General features: G+C 69.5%; 18 protein-coding genes. 11 read left to right on the top strand and 7 right to left on the bottom strand.

Annotated elements, in window-relative coordinates:
- The first annotated feature begins 154 nt into the window (after positions 1–154).
- Positions 155–562: a winged helix-turn-helix transcriptional regulator gene (locus OG948_RS36455; protein ID WP_331769264.1), complete on the top strand. Its 408-nt coding sequence runs from the start codon at positions 155–157 to the stop codon at positions 560–562.
- A gap of 251 nt (positions 563–813) precedes the next feature.
- Here the strand turns inward: OG948_RS36455 and OG948_RS36450 are convergent, their stop codons facing one another.
- Entirely contained in the window at positions 814–1,260 is a 447-nt protein-coding gene (locus OG948_RS36450; RefSeq protein ID WP_331769263.1) for a MarR family transcriptional regulator, read from the bottom strand.
- A gap of 76 nt (positions 1,261–1,336) precedes the next feature.
- Between OG948_RS36450 and OG948_RS36445 the strand changes: the two genes are divergently transcribed.
- Both OG948_RS36445 and OG948_RS36440 read left to right on the top strand, forming a co-directional pair.
- Positions 1,337–1,708: a cupin domain-containing protein gene (locus OG948_RS36445; protein WP_331769262.1), complete on the top strand. Its 372-nt coding sequence runs from the start codon at positions 1,337–1,339 to the stop codon at positions 1,706–1,708.
- Positions 1,709–1,795: 87 nt separating this feature from the next.
- Positions 1,796–2,170 carry a cupin domain-containing protein gene (locus tag OG948_RS36440; RefSeq protein WP_331769261.1) on the top strand — a complete coding sequence of 125 codons (375 nt, stop codon included), beginning with the start codon at positions 1,796–1,798 and terminating at the stop codon, positions 2,168–2,170.
- A 4-nt stretch (positions 2,171–2,174) separates the two neighbouring features.
- On the opposite strand, the gene OG948_RS36435 is transcribed toward OG948_RS36440, so the two are convergent.
- Entirely contained in the window at positions 2,175–2,327 is a 153-nt protein-coding gene (locus OG948_RS36435; protein ID WP_331769260.1) for a hypothetical protein, read from the bottom strand.
- Between the two features lie 101 nt (positions 2,328–2,428).
- Here OG948_RS36435 and OG948_RS36430 point away from each other — a divergent pair, with 101 nt between their 5' ends.
- Both OG948_RS36430 and OG948_RS36425 read left to right on the top strand, forming a co-directional pair.
- Positions 2,429–2,692 (top strand): hypothetical protein, encoded by a 264-nt coding sequence (locus OG948_RS36430; protein ID WP_331769259.1) that lies wholly within the window; start codon positions 2,429–2,431, stop codon positions 2,690–2,692.
- Between the two features lie 279 nt (positions 2,693–2,971).
- Positions 2,972–3,475: a methyltransferase domain-containing protein gene (locus tag OG948_RS36425; RefSeq protein ID WP_331769258.1), complete on the top strand. Its 504-nt coding sequence runs from the start codon at positions 2,972–2,974 to the stop codon at positions 3,473–3,475.
- Between the two features lie 319 nt (positions 3,476–3,794).
- Here the strand turns inward: OG948_RS36425 and OG948_RS36420 are convergent, their stop codons facing one another.
- The gene (locus tag OG948_RS36420) at positions 3,795–3,971 is read right to left on the bottom strand and encodes a hypothetical protein (RefSeq protein ID WP_331769257.1); all 177 of its coding nucleotides are present in this window, start codon (positions 3,969–3,971) and stop codon (positions 3,795–3,797) included.
- A 301-nt stretch (positions 3,972–4,272) separates the two neighbouring features.
- A complete protein-coding gene (locus OG948_RS36415; protein ID WP_331769256.1) occupies positions 4,273–5,643 on the bottom strand; it encodes an FtsW/RodA/SpoVE family cell cycle protein in 1,371 nt (456 codons plus the stop codon).
- 697 nt (positions 5,644–6,340) lie between these two features.
- Between OG948_RS36415 and OG948_RS36410 the strand changes: the two genes are divergently transcribed.
- A complete protein-coding gene (locus OG948_RS36410) occupies positions 6,341–6,769 on the top strand; it encodes an ester cyclase (protein ID WP_331769255.1) in 429 nt (142 codons plus the stop codon).
- A 199-nt stretch (positions 6,770–6,968) separates the two neighbouring features.
- Here the strand turns inward: OG948_RS36410 and OG948_RS36405 are convergent, their stop codons facing one another.
- Positions 6,969–8,585: a serine/threonine-protein kinase gene (locus OG948_RS36405; protein WP_331769254.1), complete on the bottom strand. Its 1,617-nt coding sequence runs from the start codon at positions 8,583–8,585 to the stop codon at positions 6,969–6,971.
- A gap of 446 nt (positions 8,586–9,031) precedes the next feature.
- Between OG948_RS36405 and OG948_RS36400 the strand changes: the two genes are divergently transcribed.
- The 5 genes from OG948_RS36400 to OG948_RS36380 all read left to right on the top strand — a co-directional run bounded on the left by OG948_RS36400 (position 9,032) and on the right by OG948_RS36380 (position 14,054).
- Positions 9,032–10,018, top strand: coding sequence for a helix-turn-helix domain-containing protein (locus OG948_RS36400; RefSeq protein ID WP_331769253.1), 987 nt, complete (start codon positions 9,032–9,034; stop codon positions 10,016–10,018).
- 736 nt (positions 10,019–10,754) lie between these two features.
- Positions 10,755–11,435, top strand: coding sequence for a class I SAM-dependent methyltransferase (locus OG948_RS36395; protein ID WP_331769252.1), 681 nt, complete (start codon positions 10,755–10,757; stop codon positions 11,433–11,435).
- Positions 11,436–11,650: 215 nt separating this feature from the next.
- Positions 11,651–12,559, top strand: coding sequence for an aminoglycoside phosphotransferase family protein (locus tag OG948_RS36390; protein ID WP_406300462.1), 909 nt, complete (start codon positions 11,651–11,653; stop codon positions 12,557–12,559).
- A 27-nt stretch (positions 12,560–12,586) separates the two neighbouring features.
- Complete coding sequence (locus tag OG948_RS36385) at positions 12,587–13,450, top strand: replication-relaxation family protein (RefSeq protein ID WP_331769250.1); 864 nt, start codon at positions 12,587–12,589, stop codon at positions 13,448–13,450.
- Between the two features lie 235 nt (positions 13,451–13,685).
- On the top strand, positions 13,686–14,054 hold the full coding sequence (locus tag OG948_RS36380; protein WP_331769249.1) for a hypothetical protein: 369 nt from the start codon (positions 13,686–13,688) through the stop codon (positions 14,052–14,054).
- A gap of 420 nt (positions 14,055–14,474) precedes the next feature.
- On the opposite strand, the gene OG948_RS36375 is transcribed toward OG948_RS36380, so the two are convergent.
- Positions 14,475–14,807, bottom strand: a complete 333-nt coding sequence (locus tag OG948_RS36375; RefSeq protein WP_331769248.1) for a hypothetical protein — start codon at positions 14,805–14,807, stop codon at positions 14,475–14,477.
- Positions 14,804–15,571, bottom strand: coding sequence for a hypothetical protein (locus OG948_RS36370; RefSeq protein ID WP_406300461.1), 768 nt, complete (start codon positions 15,569–15,571; stop codon positions 14,804–14,806). The genes OG948_RS36375 and OG948_RS36370 overlap by 4 nt, the downstream gene beginning before the upstream one ends.
- Between the last annotated feature and the right edge of the window lie 86 nt (positions 15,572–15,657).

The raw sequence follows: 15,657 nt of genomic DNA, 5'->3' as shown, positions 1-15,657 counted from the left end.
GCTCCGACCCGAACATCGTCGACGCCGTCGAGAACCCGTGAACGCACGCAGGGGGACGGGCGGCACGGCGTCGCCCCCGGCCCCGGCCGCCGGTGGGTCGCGGGCAGGTCGCGCTCCCGTCGGACGGCCGTGTTCGATCGCCGCCACCCTGTCCGTGGTGGGGGAGAAGTGGGCGCTCCTCGCGGTCCGCGAGCTCGGCTTCGGTAATCACCGCTTCGACGCGATCGCGCGCAACACCGGCGCGCCGCGCGACATCCTCACCACCCGGCTGCGCGCGCTGGAGACGGCCGGGATCCTGGAGCGCCGCCGCTACCAGGACCGGCCGCCGCGCTTCGAGTACCACCTGACCGAGCAGGGCCGCGCCCTCGCGCCGGTGCTTCAGACCCTGGCATCCTGGGGCGACCGCTGGCTGGCCGAGGAAGCACCCGTGGAGTTCCGGCACGGCTGCCTCGAGCTGGACGTCGGGGTGATGTGCCGGGGCTGCGGCGAGGAGGTCGAGGCGGGCAGCGTGCGGATGCACGTCCACGCGAAGGGGTGGGACCGGGCGGGGTCGGTGGCGTGAGGGGGCCGACCTGTCACCGCGCCGCACGCGGGCCGGTGGCGCGAGGGTGGCCGAACCTCCTCGGCGCCGCACGCGGGCCGGTGGCGCGAGGTGGCCGACCCACCGCGGTGTGGCACGCGGGCGGTGGCGTGAGAGGGGTGACCACCACTGCGCCGCACGCCCGTACCCTCGACCGGCCCCCGGACGGAACGGGGATGCCGGCCGGGTGATCGTACGGGTGGCCGATCGCCGCCGTCACCGCGCGGGATACCTCACAGCGGGCGGAACAGACGCGCCAGGTCCGGCCCGGCGGATGTGGCGACCATCGCCGCCAATACCCGTCGTGCGGCGGCCACGTCATCCGCGCCGACCTGCTGCGTCAACCTGCGCTCGTACTCGGCGTGGAACTCACGTACCGCCGCCAACATCGCAACCCCGCCCGGCGCCAGGTGCAATTGCTTCGCGCGCTTGTCCGCCGGGTCCGGGCGGCGTTCGACGTAGCCGACGGCCACCATTTCGTCGATCACCTTGGCCGCGCCCTGCGCGGTGATCCCGAGCCGTTCGCCGAGCTGCGTGGCGGTCGCCGTCTCCCGGTCCAACGTGCGCAGTACGAAGCCGTACGACGACCCCATCACCGGGAATCCGCGTTCCGCCAAGTGCGCGTGCAGCTCTTGGACGAAGGCTTGGTAGGCGTGCCCCAACAACAGTCCGAAGTCCACGCTTGACGTCCTCCCTGGAAATATGCTCAACTCTGGTTGTACACCTTGGTTGAGTACTCTACCGGAAGGAACCACGATGCCTCTCATCAAAGCCGCCGACGCGCCGCTCTTCGAAGCTCCGCTGATGACCGCCATCGGCCTCGCCGCCCCGAGCCGCGGCTCGAAGGAGAACAGCGTCTGGCGCTTCACCATGCACCCGGGCAACCTCGGCCGCGAACACGCCGTCACCCGCGAGGAGATCTTCATCGCGATCAGTGGCAAGGCCGTCGTCACTCTCGACGGTGAAACGCGCGACTTCCACGCCGGTGACGCCCTCATCGTCCCCGCACACGTGCCCTTCGGCATCGCCGTTCCGGGCGACGAGCCCTTCGAGGCGATCGCGATCCTGCCCGTCGGCGGGCAGGCCCGGATGGGCGGTGACCTGATCGATCCGCCGTGGGCCCAGTAGACCCGTCACCTCCTGATTCTCTCCGCTTCCGCCTCTGCCCCGCCTCCGCTCCCCGCGCCGGCGACCTGCCTCCAGGAGACGACCCCCATGCCGTTCATCGCCGCCGCCGAAGCGCCCGTCTTCGAGAACCCGCACGCGACCTTCGTCGGCCTCGCCGCCCCGAGCCGTGGTTCCACCGAGAACGCCGCATGGCGGCTCACCCTCAAGCCGGGCACCTCATCCCCGCCGCACGCGCTCACCCGGGAGGAGATCTTCGTGGCGTTGTCGGGTCGGCTCACCGTCACCATGGACGGCGAGACCTTCGACGTCGAACCGGGCGATGCGTTGGTCGTCCCGGCCGACACCTCGTTCGCCCTGGCCAACCACGGCACCGAACCGTTCGAGGCGGTTGTCGTGCTTCCGGTCGGCGGCCAAGGACTCATCCCCGGCCGAGAGCCCTTTGTCGCCCCGTGGGCTCGGTAGCGCCCTACAGTCCCAGGCCCGCGCGCGGCGTCGCCGCGTCGAGGGCTCGGCCGTACACGTTGTGGACCGTGCTGCCGGGCCGGAACGCGCGGCCTTCGGCGAGCGGTCCGGCGTCGATGACGTCGAAACCGATGGCGTCGACGAACGCCGCCTCCACCTCGCCGCCGCGTCGTCGCCGGCGGCCCGCCCGGCGCCGAGTCGATGCGGCCGATCGCCCCCGCTGTCGGGCACGGCCGAACTCGACCGAGATCCACGTCGATGCCCCCTACCGTCGACATCCGCACCGCACCCGACGAACACACCACCTACCGGCCCGGAACACTGCCCGCCGCACTCGCGCGCCGCGTAGGGTCCGTCACCCGGGACTTCGGGCTCGTCTTCGCCGCCTGGGACCTCATCGCCACCCGAGACCACCGCGTCCTGGCCCTCGAACTCAACCCCGGAGGCCGGTGGGGCTTCGTCCCGGGCCACCACCACATCACCACCGCCATCGTCGATCACCTGGAGCACAGCACCCGATAACCACCCACCCACCCGCGGACACGACCCCCGCGTCGTCGCCGGCCGACACCGACGAGACCCGCCGACTGCGCCACGCCATGGTCGACGCGATGACCACCGAAGGCATCCGCCCCGACGTGCTGGACGCGTTCCGCGCCGAACCGCGGCACGTGTACGTACCCCGCTTCGTGCGCCGGATCGAGACCGCCCCGCAGACGTGGGAGACCCGCGTCTTCACCTGCGACCACCCCGACTGGACACGCGAGGTCTACACCGACCAGCTCCTGGCTCACGGCGACGATGTTCGGCGACGACGGCCCACCGCTGTCGTCCTCCACCGTCCCCTCCCTGATGGCCGCCATGCTCGACGCCCTCGCCGTCGAACCAGGCATGAGCGTGGTCGAGATCGGCGCCGGCACCGGCTACAACGCCGGCATCCCCGCCCGCCTGGCCGGCGACGACAACGTCACCACCGTCGACATCGAACCCGACGTCGCCACCACCGCCCGCCGCGCGTTGACCGCGGCGGGACACCCACACGTCACCGTCGTCCACACCGACGGCACCCAGCCACCCGCCGCACCCCGCAGTCTCGACCGCCTCATCGCCACCTGCGGCGTGGACCGTGTCCCCAAGACCTGGCTCGCCGCCGTCAGGCCCGGCAGTCGCCTCGTCCTGCCGCTCGGTACCGGCGTGGTCTGCCTGACCGTCGACGAACACGGCCACGCCGAGGGCCCGTTCCTGGCCACGCCTGCCTACTTCATGGGCCTGCGCACGACTGCGGGCAGCAACGGCATTCCCTGACCGGGGGATCCGGCCGGCCCGCTCGAGCCGTGCGCGATGCCGCTCGACGCGTGGCACGACGACGATCTCCGCTTCCCCATCGGTCTCGCCCTGCCCGCGTCCGACCTCGGCCAACGCGACCTTCCCGACGCGCTGACCCTGTGGACCGGTGACGGCTCCGTCGCCACCATCCACGCCGACGGCACCAGCCGCCAGTCCGGCCCGCGCCGCCTCTCCGACGAACTCGTCGACGTCCGACGCGACTTCCAGAACGCGGGCAGACCCGGGCGTGAACACCACCGACTCCGGATCGACCCCCAAGGACGCCACACGGCCTCGTTCACGCCCACCGGTCGTCCCGACCGTGCTCGATCCATTCGCGCCCCCCGGCCTCCGCCACCCGCAGGAACCCGGCCGCGATCACGAGCTCGTCCTCGCGTGAGCCCCCGACGATCGCGATCTCGTGGATCCGCCACTTCGGCCTCGGCAGGTTGTGCAGATCCTCTGTGTCACCCATGCAATCAGCATGGGCCGCGGAGCGGTTCCGCCGGCATCGCAATTTCTACCCGACGCTCGTCGAGCGGTCAGGAACCCTTGGACGGCTACCTCCACCGGATGGAGCCACCGCAGGGTGCGCCGGCACGTCGACCCGGCGTGGATCCTGGACGTCGCCCCCGCCCACAGACCGCCCGCGCGCCGCAGCTCGCCGCCCGAGCGTGCCATCCCTTACCAGCCGCGGGGCACAGCCCGCACCACGCCTCACACCCCTCCGATGCGAAATTCCCGCGCGCTGCGGCGCGACCGGCTCATGCCGAACCTCACCGGCCGGCGACGCCGGACACCGCCGGGACGGGACGGCGGGCCGCGTGGCTGACCACGATGAGGATCGCGACCAGCGCCCAGTTGGTGATGACCGACGAGCCACCTTGGGCGAGGAAGGGCATCGTCATGCCGGTCAGCGGGATCAGGCCGATGACTCCGCCGGCCACAACGAAGACCTGGAGCGCCATGACGACCGCCAGGCCGGCGGCGAGCAGCTTGCCGAACGGGTCGCGGGCCGCCAACGCGGTGCGCAGGCCACGCTCGATCAGCAGCGCGTACAGCATGAAGATCGCCATCATCCCGGCCAGCCCCAGTTCCTCGCCGACCGACGTCAGGATGAAGTCGCTGTTGGCGGCGAAGCCGATCTCGCCGGGGTGGCCCTGGTTGAGGCCGGTCCCGAGCATGCCGCCGGTGCCGAATCCGAAGAGTGCCTGGGCCGCCTGGTCGGAGTCGGTGAGGCCGGGCGTGACTAGGTCGTAGTAGTACATCGGGTCGAGCCAGGCGTGGACGCGGCTCTTGACGTGCGGTTCCACCGAACCGATCAACACCGCGCCGGTCGCCGACAAGGCGAGCCCGAACACCAGCCAGCTGGTGCGCTCGGTCGCGATGTAGAGCAGTACGACGAACACCCCGAAGAAGAGCAGCGAGGTGCCGAGGTCGCGCTCGAACACCAGGATCAGCAGGCTCAGCGACCAGGCGGCCAGAATCGGCCCCAGGTCACGGCCACGCGGCAGTGGCAGCCCCATGACCGTACGGCCGGCCAGCGCGAGCGCGTCGCGTTTGGCCATCAGATAGCCGGCGAAGAAGACGGTCAGGACGATCTTCGTGAACTCACCGGGCTGCAACGAGAACGGGCCGAGCGCGATCCAGATCTTGGCCCCGTTCACCGCCGGGAAGGGGATCGGCGACACGAGCAGCACCAGCGCCAGGGCCATCGCGGTATAGGTATAGCGCTGGAGCACGCGGTGATCCCGGAGCAGCACGACGATGCCCAGGAACAGTGCGATGCCCGTCACGGACCACATCAATTGCGTCGGCGCGGTCTGTAACACCTTGCTCGTGCCGCGTACCGGTTCGAGCCCGATGCGGTAGATCAGGACCATGCCGATGCCGTTCAACAGCGTCGCCAGCGGCAGCAGGAGCGGGTCGGCGTACGGCGCGAATCGGCGGATCGCCAGGTGTCCGAGCAGGGCCGGCGCGCCGATCCCCAGGCTGTAGCCCACCACGCCGGCGGGTAACGAACCGCTGCCCGCCAGCCCCACATTCGCGAATGCCAGCCCGGTCACCAGCACCGCGAAGCCGAGCATCATCAGCTCGGTGCCACGCCGATTCGGTACGGGCCCGGTGCCTTCCGGCCGATCCGTCATATCGCGCTCCCGTCGGCTGGCCGTGATCGTTCCGAAGGAACGACGAGTGCGTTGGTGGCGCCGGTTCCGCGCCACCGGCACGTTGTCTCAGCCGGGTTGTGCGGGTGCGGTGCACTCACCTGGGTCGCGGCACCGATTGAGAATGTTGGCCTGTGCTGGGTGACCTGGGATTTCGGTCTGTGGTGGTGGGCGTGCCTTTCGGCGATAGGTCGGTTGACCTGCGGTGTCGCAGGGTTTGAGAAGGCCGCGCAACGCGATTGAGAATTCCCTGTGGCGGGCTGCGTGTTCGTGCTCGGCGGCCGTTCGTGTCATTCCTGCCCCGCGTCCCTTGCCGACGGCCGCCCCGGCGGGTGAGGCCTGGAACGCTCCGGTCGACGGGTCCTGGCGCGGTTGAGCCGAACCGGCGCCGCAGGCGCGGCGGTTCCCGCGGCGCCTCTCGGTTTCCTGTCGAGTTTTCCTGTCCGGTTTTCCTCGCGACTTTCGGGTCGGGTGCTCCGCCCCGGACGTAGGCGGACAGGTTCCTCGTCGACGTGGCCTTGGCGGTGGCCGGCGTGCGTTCGCGAGGTGGCCCGGCTCTCTTCGGTGGGCGGGGACGAGGCGGGGCCGGTGCTGTGGTCCGTCCGATCGGGTCGGACCCGAGTGGCCGGCCGCGTGTGGGTGTGGGTCTCGGGCCCGGATCCTGATACCCGGTGTGGGCATGAATATGGACATGGGGCATCGCAACAAGGCCGTGGCGGGTCGGTTCCTGGAGGAGACGCCCGACCGCGACCGCGGGGCGGCCTACGCGCATCTGTGCACCGCGGACTACCTCGAGCACGACCCGTCCATGGAGCGGGAGACGGTGGGGTTGGACGAGGCGGCGCGGGTGTACCGGGAACTGGTCGCGGCGTTCGGGCTCAGGCACACGGCGGAGAGCATGGTGGCCGAGGGCGACCTGGTGTGCGCGCGGTTCACCGTACGCGGACGCCATATCGGCCAGTACCTGGAATTCCCGCCGAGCGGCCGCAGGTTCGAGGCGTCGGGGCAGATCACCCTGAGGTTCCACGACGGGAAAGTCGCCGAGACGTGGATCAACTGGGACCTGCGGGGCGCCATGGAACAACTCGCCCCACCCGCGCCGAGTTGAACGCACCGGAAGAAGGCCGCAGACATGCCGCAGCCGCGCAAGCGAAGTTGGACAGGACCGACGATCAGGGGCAGAAGGCGATCGCGTTGGCGATCCTGTCGTTGACCCGGGTGGTCCTGGACGTCGGTTGGGACCTCGACCGGGTGCGGAGCGCGGTCGAGAGGATGGGTCCGGTCCAGCGTGGGCTTCCCGCAATCGATCAATTGCCGTCCCAACGCTCGCCGCCGTACCGGGCGAGTGCGTCGGTCAGTCGGGTTCGCTGTTGCTGGGTCATCGGCCCGAGGACGCAGATGGGAAAGTGTCGACCCAAGCCCCAACGGATGCTGGACGAGTGTGGATAGGGCCACCCCGGCGGTACCTTGGTCGCCGGTGGAGTGACTCCCGGCTTGTGTTTCAGGACGATACCGGTGTACTTGTGCGGGCCTGCCCCGGCGATCTGTTCGATGGTCACGCGACTGATCCGGTCCCAGGTGAACTCGCGGCGGCCGGTGACTCCGGTGGTCACGAGGTAGTGGGGGCCGACGTGCAATGCCCAGCCCGTCCTGTCCGGGTAAGGACGCGTGATCCGCGCCGTCCGGATCGCGTCGGCCGCGCGCGCGGTGGTGCCCATCCAGGCGGACATGACAAAGCATCCAAGTGTCAACCAAACCGCGATCGCGTCGGAGTCCAACAACAGCGGGAGGCCCATGCACGCGGCCGTCGCCAGGAACGTGATCACGGCCAGGGTCGTCCACGTCCTCGGCGACAGGTCTCGGCGGTGGCCGGTCTCGTCGTCGGTGTAGGCGGACAGCGGCTCCCTGCCGGTCCAGGCGATGTCGAAGGTCCCGTCCGCAGAGGGCTGCCACGTGGGGGGTGTCGTCCCCGTGCCGGGCCGCGGATCGACGTCCGTTTCCTCGGCTCGCGCGCGTGGGGGACGACGATCGGGTAGTTGGGTGCGTCGCGGCGGCCTGGTGGTGAGGGTGGTCGCGCCGGACGGGATTCGACCCATGCCGCGGAGCCGGTCGTGGGCCTCGACGGCGGTGGCCGGCCGGCGCTCGGGGTCTTTCGCAAGAAGCTCCAGGACGAGGTCGTCGAGCTCTCGGGGAACACCGTCGCGGGTGTCGCCCGGTGGGACCGGCTCGCGCCGCAGGTGTGCATTCATCATCGATACCGGGCCGGTGGCGTCGAACGGTGGCTCCCCGGTGAGGAGTTCGTTCAGGACGCAGCCGAGGGAGTACAGGTCGGAACGGGCGTCGGCTGCATGCTCGTCGAACCTCTCGGGCGCCATGTACGCCCATGTGCCCATGATTCTGCTCGACTTGTTCGACGCCTCCATGAACCGGGCGATCCCGAAGTCGAGGACCTTGACCCGACCGTCGGCCGTCAGCATCAGGTTCGCCGGCTTCAGATCCCGGTGCACGATCCCCGCGTCGTGGGCACGGGCCAGCGCCGCGGCGGCCTGCGCCGCCCACTCGACCGCGCCGGCCACCGGCGGTGGACCGTCCTCGCGCAGCACGGAGGCCAGGTCCCGGCCGTCCACGAACTCCATCACCAGGAACAGCGAACCGTCCGTGGTGTCCCGGCCGAAGTCGTGCACGGTGACCACCCCCGGGTGGTTCAGTGTTCCCGCGGTCCGCGCCTCGCGCAGGAACAGTTCCGCGCCGGAGGTCTCGTTCCTGTCGTGCGGGACCAGCTTGACCGCCACCCGACGTTCGATGACCCGGTCGCGGCCCTCCCACACCTCGCCCATCCCGCCCCGGCCCACGAACGCCACCAGTTCGTACCGACCCGCCAACACCCGCACCGCCACCAGCCCCCGCCCCGACAGCGGCACCACGCACCGCGCGGCAACCGCCCAGCAGGCCCCGCCCCGTACGCGGCCCCACCCGAAGATCCCACACCGTCCGGACGCCCGCCCACCGCATCAGCGTTGTCGCTTCGTCCTTCGAGGCTCGCCGGAATGAAGATCCGCCGGTCGCTCCCAAAGCGCCGCGTGGTGCCCGGGGCGCCGGGCCGATCGATGCGCGTCGGTGGGCGGCCCGTTCGCGGCCGGCGCTCAAGGCGCACGGAGCCCGCCGGGCACCCGGCGGGCAGGGCCGGTCCGGGTGGTCGGGTTCGGTCGGCCTCCGAATGGCGCGATGCGCCCCCGGCCCCGGCTCAGGAAATCGACGGCCCACACGGGCCGGCCCGTCGCCCGACCAGCATCCCAGACGAGCAGCGGGTCGTGTCACGATCTTGTCGACGTGTCCTGGTCGGGGCACAGACCCGGGCCGGGGGGTAGAGATGATCGAGACAGTGTTCAGCAGCGAGGCCGTGGCGGTGGGGGACCGGTTCGACTTCTGGCGTGAACACTTGGCCCAGGCGTACGCGCCTGCCGAACTCTCCAGTGATCACGCATCCGACTTCCGGGTCTCGGACCGGGTACTGACGCTCGGGACCACAACGGTGATAGCGGCACTGGCGCCGACGATGATGGTGCGGAGAACGTCGAAGCTGATCCGGCAGTCCGATCCCGAGGCGTACCATCTGACGCTCGCGAGGCGCGGGACTCTGAGCATCACCCCGCGCGAGAGGTTCAGCCGGCCCAACCTCTGCCACGCCTACGACCTGGTGGTCCTCGACACCTCACGACCCATCGATATACACGTGAAGGCGGATGACGGCAGAGTGCCCGGGCTGGCGGCTCTTGTCCCCAGGTCGCTGCTGCCGCTTCCCGCAGGCCGTGCCGACGCGCTTTTCGCTCGGCAGGTGTCCGGACGCGAGGGGATCGCGTCGCTGCTTGTCGGCTTCCTCGTCCAACTGACAGAGGACACCCGCTCGTACGGGCCGGCCGACGGGCCCCGCCTGGGGACCGTCCTCGTCGACCTGGTGACTGCGCTGTTCGCCCAGCTGCTGGAGGCGGAGGGTGCCCTCGGCACGGAGGCTCGGCAGCGGACCCTGATTCTCCGTATCCAGGAATTCATCCAGCAGAACTTGACGGACCCTCAGCTGAGTCCGGGAACGGTCGCGGCCGCCCATCACATATCCCTCAGCTATCTGCACCGGCTCTTCCGGGAACGTGACACCACCGTCGCCTCGTCGATCCGCCGTCAGCGCCTGGAACGCTGTTACCGGGATCTCACCGACTCTTCGATGAGCGCGCTGGCTATTCATGCCATAGCCGCCCGATGGGGCTTCTCCGACACAACGCATTTCAGCCGCGTATTCCGTCACGAGTACGGAATGACACCGCGGGACTGCCGGAAGGGCGAAGGCGCCGGAACGGTGTAGACGCATCGTCAAGAAGGTGTGGACTCCTTGGCGAAGACTTGCCGGTGGGACTCCCGGTACCGTGTGAGCAGCGCCGCGGTCTACGCATGGACGGTTGCACATTGCTCGGCCTGAGTAGGGCCAAGAAGGAGGAAGAATGGCCACTCAAAAGGTCGGGGCAGCGGGATCGTCCGCCGTAATGATGACGAAATCCGCTGCGCCCGTGGGTGAACCGACCGGATGAAAGAATTCGTCCGACTCGATAGCGACCGACCGGGACGCTGAAAAAGTTGGCTCGGATGACTTCCTGTGCTGCGCACGGTACGCCGGTCCCGTAAAGGTCGACGTTGGCTCCGGTGTAAATGTTGACCGGGGCGGCGAGTACCAAAATGGCTTCTACAAGCCCGGCTATCTCGACCTTAGCCAGTAGTTTACCAATAGACCGAATAGTGCCCCTTCCGGTGAACCGACTCGATCAACCCCGTCGGTCGGATCCGGGGGCCTGCCTTCCGACGCTCCCGCGCCCGGCAGCGTGGCACGCCATCACGGTGCCGGGGCGAACTCGCGGATTTCGTCGTGGATCTGTCGTCGGCGCTCTTCGCACAGCCGGAGATCCAGCGGGACCCGGGCGACCCCCGGCTCCCCTCGGAAGAGTTGTCGATCCGCCGCCGGATCGAGGGGGAGGCCTTCAACATTTCACGCGCGCACGACTCGAGGGTCGGCGACCGTCGGACCCGGGAGAGGAGAACAGCGTCGCATGCTCCAGCCCATCCCGGCTGACATCGAATCGCAGCCGCCGGTCGTTCCCAACACCCATGTCGACGAACTCCTCCCGGACGCAGAGGTCCCGGAACTGCACGCCGGCACCCACAGCAGTCGCCTGGCCCAACAACGTGTGCTGACCGATCCGGACGACGCGGATGCCTGGCACACACTGGAGTCCAACTACGCCCGGCAGGCGACCTCCTGGCGGGACTGGACTCGCGGGCAGGAAGGCTACGACTGGCCGGTGCGCGCAGGGCTCGCCCACATCGCACCCGCCGCGTGGGCCGTGGAATTGTGCTGTGGCACCGGCGAAGCCACCCGCGCCATCATCGAAGCCGTCCCGCGTGTCGTGGCGACCGACGTGAACACGGCCATGCTCGCCGAGCGCGACGACATCCCAGGAGTCGAGTGGCGCGCCGCCAATGTGCGGGCACTGCCGTTCGCGGACCACGGCGTCATGCTGATCGTGGCGCTCAACGGGGTGCTGTTCCCGTCAGAGATACGACGCGTCCTCTCGCCGGGCGGCCAACTGTTGTGGTGTACGGCGTTCGGTCCCCGCACCCCGCTGTACGTGGAACCGACACAGATCCATCGGAGTTTCGGAATGGACTGGCAGATCCTTCAGGGCCGCTCAGGACACGGCCAGTGGACGTTGCTCACGGCTCCCGACTGACGGGCAACCGGCCATCCGAGGGACGACAGGGCTCTGTGGCCTGATTGGCCTCCCGGTCGGCGCTTCCCCGTCTCGGTGAACCTGCATAGTCAGACCGCTTTGGCCCCTTCCCCAATCGGCGCATGGCGTCATCGGTCCGAGATCTTCGAGGGTCACGATCGGGGATGACGAAAAATCTCTGGCTTCCCATTCCATCCAGCGATGAGAGTTCCGACGTGACGCTTCACGAGAATGAGATCCCAGTCGACGAGACTCTGGTCCGATCACTGCTGAAAGCTCAGCGCCCGGAGTGGGCTGCCCTGCCCTTGTCGCCCGCAGGCGCGGGCACGGACAACACCATGTATCGACTCGGCGATGATCTGCTCGTGCGACTTCCACGAACCGCCGACAAGGGATATTCCGTGCGCAAGGAACAGGAATGGCTCCCTCGCCTGGCGCCCCTCCTTTCATGTCCGATTCCCGAACCCGTCCACGCCGGAACGCCCGCCGACGCCTTCCCACTGGTCTGGTCGGTCTACCGCTGGATTGACGGTGACGAGGCCGGCCCCGACACCGTTCAGGATTGGCCCGCCTTCGGAACCGACCTGGCGGCGGTCGTGAGGGAGTTCCACCGCATCGACCGCATGGGGGCGACTCGCGCAGATGCCCTCAGCTGGTACCGCGGAGGCAGCCTGGGGCCATGCGACCAATGGATCAGCAGGTGTCTCAACGACTGCCGAACCATCGTGGGTTCCGAGCTCGACGTTGACACTCTGGAACGGCTGTGGCGAGTTGCGCTCGCACTGCCCGAGCCCTCCGGACCGCATGTGTGGCTCCACGGCGACCTCAAGCCGACCAACCTCTTGGTCCGGGAAGGCAAACTCCACGCAGTCATCGACTTCGGAGGACTCTCGGTCGGTTATCCCGACGCCGAGCACTCCACGGTGTGGGACCTGCCGCAACAAGCACGACAGGCCTACTGGGACACCCTGAACCTCGACGACGCGACCTGGACCCGCGCCCGCGCCTGGGCCATCGCCGTGGGCGTCAGTGGAATCTCCTACTATCGGCACACCTTCCCCGTCTTCGTCGCCGAATGCCAGGCACGCCTTCAGGCAATCCTCACTGACGCCGCTGCGCGCTGAGTGGCTCCCGGGCGTGTCAGCGGAAAGTTGACACGGTCCCGTATCCGAGACCTCGCCGAGCAATTGACCGACCGGGACCGCCTGGTCGTGCGCACACTCGCCACGCATCGTGTCCTGACCTCGCATCGGATCGCCGAGTTGGCGTTCGACAGCCGCAGCACGGCCCGGCGCCGCATGAAGGACCTCGAAACCATGAAGGCGGTCCTGCGGTTCCGGCCCTACGCGGAACGCGGTTCGAACCCGTTCCACTTCATCCTCGCCTCGGCCGGCGCCGCCGTGATGGCCGTCGAGGACGGCGAGGAGCCCGGCCCGGCCGCCCGCCGGGCCCTCGGTGACCACCGACTCGTCCTGTTGAGCGGGCGCCGCCTGGCGCGCGTCCTCGGCGTCAACGCCTTCCGCGCCGCCCTTGAGGCCCACGCCCGCGCCCACCCCGACACGGCCGTCGAACAGTGGTACGGGGAAGGCGAGATCCCGCACATCGACGTCCCGCGCGGCCTCGACCGCCCGGACGCGATCCTGATCCGGCGCGAAGGCCCCGCGCGGTCGACGTTCGCGCTGGAGTACGACACCGAAATCGAGCAGCCGGATCGTCTCGCGCGTCAGGCCGCCCGGTACGCGTGCGTGCGCCCCCGGTGTCGCGACGGCGAAACACCCCTCGGACGTGGTGTCCCGATCGTGCTGCTCGGCTTCGCTTCCGCGCTGCGCGAGTCGAACGCCCGCGCCGCCCTGACGGGTTCCTTCGGTGAGGTGCGGATCGCCACGGGAGTGTGGCGTGCCGGAACCTCCCCGGCAGGCGCGCTGTGGCTCCCCCTGGACCACCGCGGACCGCGCACAGCCCTCGCCGGACTCGGTGAAGCCCGCCGTCCGGCCACGCCCGGTCCGACCCCGTGACGGACACGCCGCGCGCGTAGGTGTCGTGAGCGAACCGTCGAAGGGAAGGAAGTCCTCCTGTGGTCCCATGCCCGAGTTGCGGACGCGTCGAGCAGGTCGTCCGGGTTCAATGCCTCTACGAGAGCGGGGTGAGCGTCACCAGGTCCGTGGGGCGAACGTCCGTACGGGTGCACGGGTCCCACAGGATGCAGAGCGCCGTCGGACGATCCGCGCCTCCGGTACGACCCGGACGTCGTTGTCGCGTTCACTGCGGCCGCCGCCGCGCCCGTGGGCCGCCCGCGGCCGAGGGCAGGCCATCGTCGCGGCACTCGCGGTGATGTTCGTGACGGGCATCGCGATCAACGCGACCCTGGGGTCGGCGGCCTCCTCGATGGGGCTCGCCGCGGCGGCGTGGTTCCTGGTCGCATACCGGAAGCGCTACCGGGTCGCTCATCCGCAGTGGTGTCGGCGCCGGGCGATCTGGAGACGCCTGTTCTGTTGCCGCCGCCGCGACGGAGTGTTCCTCCCCGAGGGGGAGTTCCCGCCACCTGTGGGCGGACGACTCGTCGAGCGGCGCAATTTGCACGGTTACCTTGCGGAGTCCGCCGCCGTGGGGAAGGCGTAGCCGAAAGGTGAACAGACCTGCAGGTGCGGTGTCTTCAGCGCGCCCCGGTGGCGGCCCGCAGGTCACGGGCCCCGGACGGCGTTCGGGTGGCGTTGGGCGAAGTCGGTGTTCAGGCGCCCGCGCCGCTCGGCGGTGGGGAACTGCCGTGGGGTCCGGTGGCGTCCGGCGTGCGGCGCCCGGCGTCGCCAACCGGGTCTTCGATGCGATCGCGTCGATCACCTCCCGGTGATCCCGCCACCGCCCGCCGCGACGCGGCACGCGATCCGGCAACAACGGCTGGATCCGCGCCCCGCTGCAAACAGCGATCGGATGATCCGAAGGGAACGGCCTGGGTCGGTCATCCACCCAGCCGCCATCTTGATCCGGTCGGCAGGATGCTCGGGAAGGGGCGTGTGATCATGCGCGGTCGCAGCGTTCTGCTCAGTCGTCGAACCACACGACCAAGCGCACGTTGTCGTCACCGTACGGTGCGGCAAGCGACTCCATGGCCTTCCACACGGGTTGCCACTCCCCGGTGTCGGTGATGGCGTCCTTGCGGCGGAGGGTGACCGATCTGTAGAGCGTGTCCCCGACGAACCACTCACTTCCTTCGGGCCACTCCCGGTCTTCCCCTCTCCGGAGACCGACAGCCTCGGCGAACGCAGCACTCCAGGACGACTTGCCCGTAAGCCTGAGCCCGTTCGCGGTCCGGCGGTACTGGTGAAGCCGGCTGTCGGGCCTCTCCGCACGCTCGTCCCAGTCGACCGCCTTCACCTCGGCCCACGTGATCCATGTCGTGCCGGTAGCAGGTCCGAGGGCGGTATCGGATGCGGCAGACGCGCGAAGTAGGTCGAACAGGCCGCGGCGCGGACGCCGGGCTCGGGATCGGTCAGCAGGATCCGACGAATCGACTCCGGCGCTTGTGGCCAGTGCTTCGCCAACGCGGCGCGGATCGCGGGATCGGGGTCGGCGGCGAGGCGGGCCCGGAGGTCGGGCGGCGTGTGATCGCCCTTGGCCAGGTACTCGCGGACCTTTGGATCGGGATCGTCGATGAGCTTCTCAAACATCTGCCTCGGTGCGGTCCCCGCGTGGATGACGAGCGCGGACCGCACCGCATTGTCCCTGTGGCCGGCCAAGCCGATGCGGAACCGGTCCGGCAGCCGGTCGTTGAGCGCCAAGCTGTGCAGAAGCCAGTGGTCGTCGATCGCGATGATCTCGGCGATCATGTCCTCGGTGAGGTCTTGGCGTCTCGCCACCGTGTCCCCTCCCCGTCGCCATGCGAACAGTCGCCGGACCATGGCGGCCGGCAGGGCCGGGTTCATCGCCAGCCCGTCCATGACCTTGTCGATGTGGGCCGGATTCGGGGTGTCAGCGTCCATGCGGGCAGAATGCCAGGCGGGCTTCCTTACGACGTTGCCTGGCTCCCGCCGGTACCGATCGAGAGCGGCTCGCAAGACGACGGGAGCATGGTCGCCGGGTGCCGCTCGGTGAACCCCCAGCACCTTCCCGAAGTACCCGTCGGCGTCGACCGGTTCCATATCCCACAGTGGACGGACCGCCCGGGCCGGGCGCCGAACATTCGCGGGCAGTGCCGTTCGCGATCCTCGCCGAAGCTCGCGTGAGA

It is taken from the genome of Embleya sp. NBC_00888 (assembly GCF_045207655.1).
Lineage (GTDB): Bacteria > Actinomycetota > Actinomycetes > Streptomycetales > Streptomycetaceae > Embleya.
This window is presented reverse-complemented; position numbering and strand designations above follow the sequence as displayed.

What these genes read in the sequence shown, in the direction of transcription:
- OG948_RS36445 (WP_331769262.1), top strand. Translation starts at nt 1,337, where the DNA reads ATGCCTCTCATCAAAGCCGCCGACGCGCCGCTCTTCGAAGCTCCGCTG.
- OG948_RS36440 (WP_331769261.1), top strand. Translation starts at nt 1,796, where the DNA reads ATGCCGTTCATCGCCGCCGCCGAAGCGCCCGTCTTCGAGAACCCGCAC.
- OG948_RS36430 (WP_331769259.1), top strand. Translation starts at nt 2,429, where the DNA reads ATGCCCCCTACCGTCGACATCCGCACCGCACCCGACGAACACACCACC.
- OG948_RS36425 (WP_331769258.1), top strand. Translation starts at nt 2,972, where the DNA reads ATGTTCGGCGACGACGGCCCACCGCTGTCGTCCTCCACCGTCCCCTCC.
- OG948_RS36420 (WP_331769257.1), bottom strand. Translation starts at nt 3,971, where the DNA reads ATGGGTGACACAGAGGATCTGCACAACCTGCCGAGGCCGAAGTGGCGG.
- OG948_RS36415 (WP_331769256.1), bottom strand. Translation starts at nt 5,643, where the DNA reads ATGACGGATCGGCCGGAAGGCACCGGGCCCGTACCGAATCGGCGTGGC.
- OG948_RS36410 (WP_331769255.1), top strand. Translation starts at nt 6,341, where the DNA reads ATGAATATGGACATGGGGCATCGCAACAAGGCCGTGGCGGGTCGGTTC.
- OG948_RS36400 (WP_331769253.1), top strand. Translation starts at nt 9,032, where the DNA reads ATGATCGAGACAGTGTTCAGCAGCGAGGCCGTGGCGGTGGGGGACCGG.
- OG948_RS36395 (WP_331769252.1), top strand. Translation starts at nt 10,755, where the DNA reads ATGCTCCAGCCCATCCCGGCTGACATCGAATCGCAGCCGCCGGTCGTT.
- OG948_RS36370 (WP_406300461.1), bottom strand. Translation starts at nt 15,571, where the DNA reads ATGGAACCGGTCGACGCCGACGGGTACTTCGGGAAGGTGCTGGGGGTT.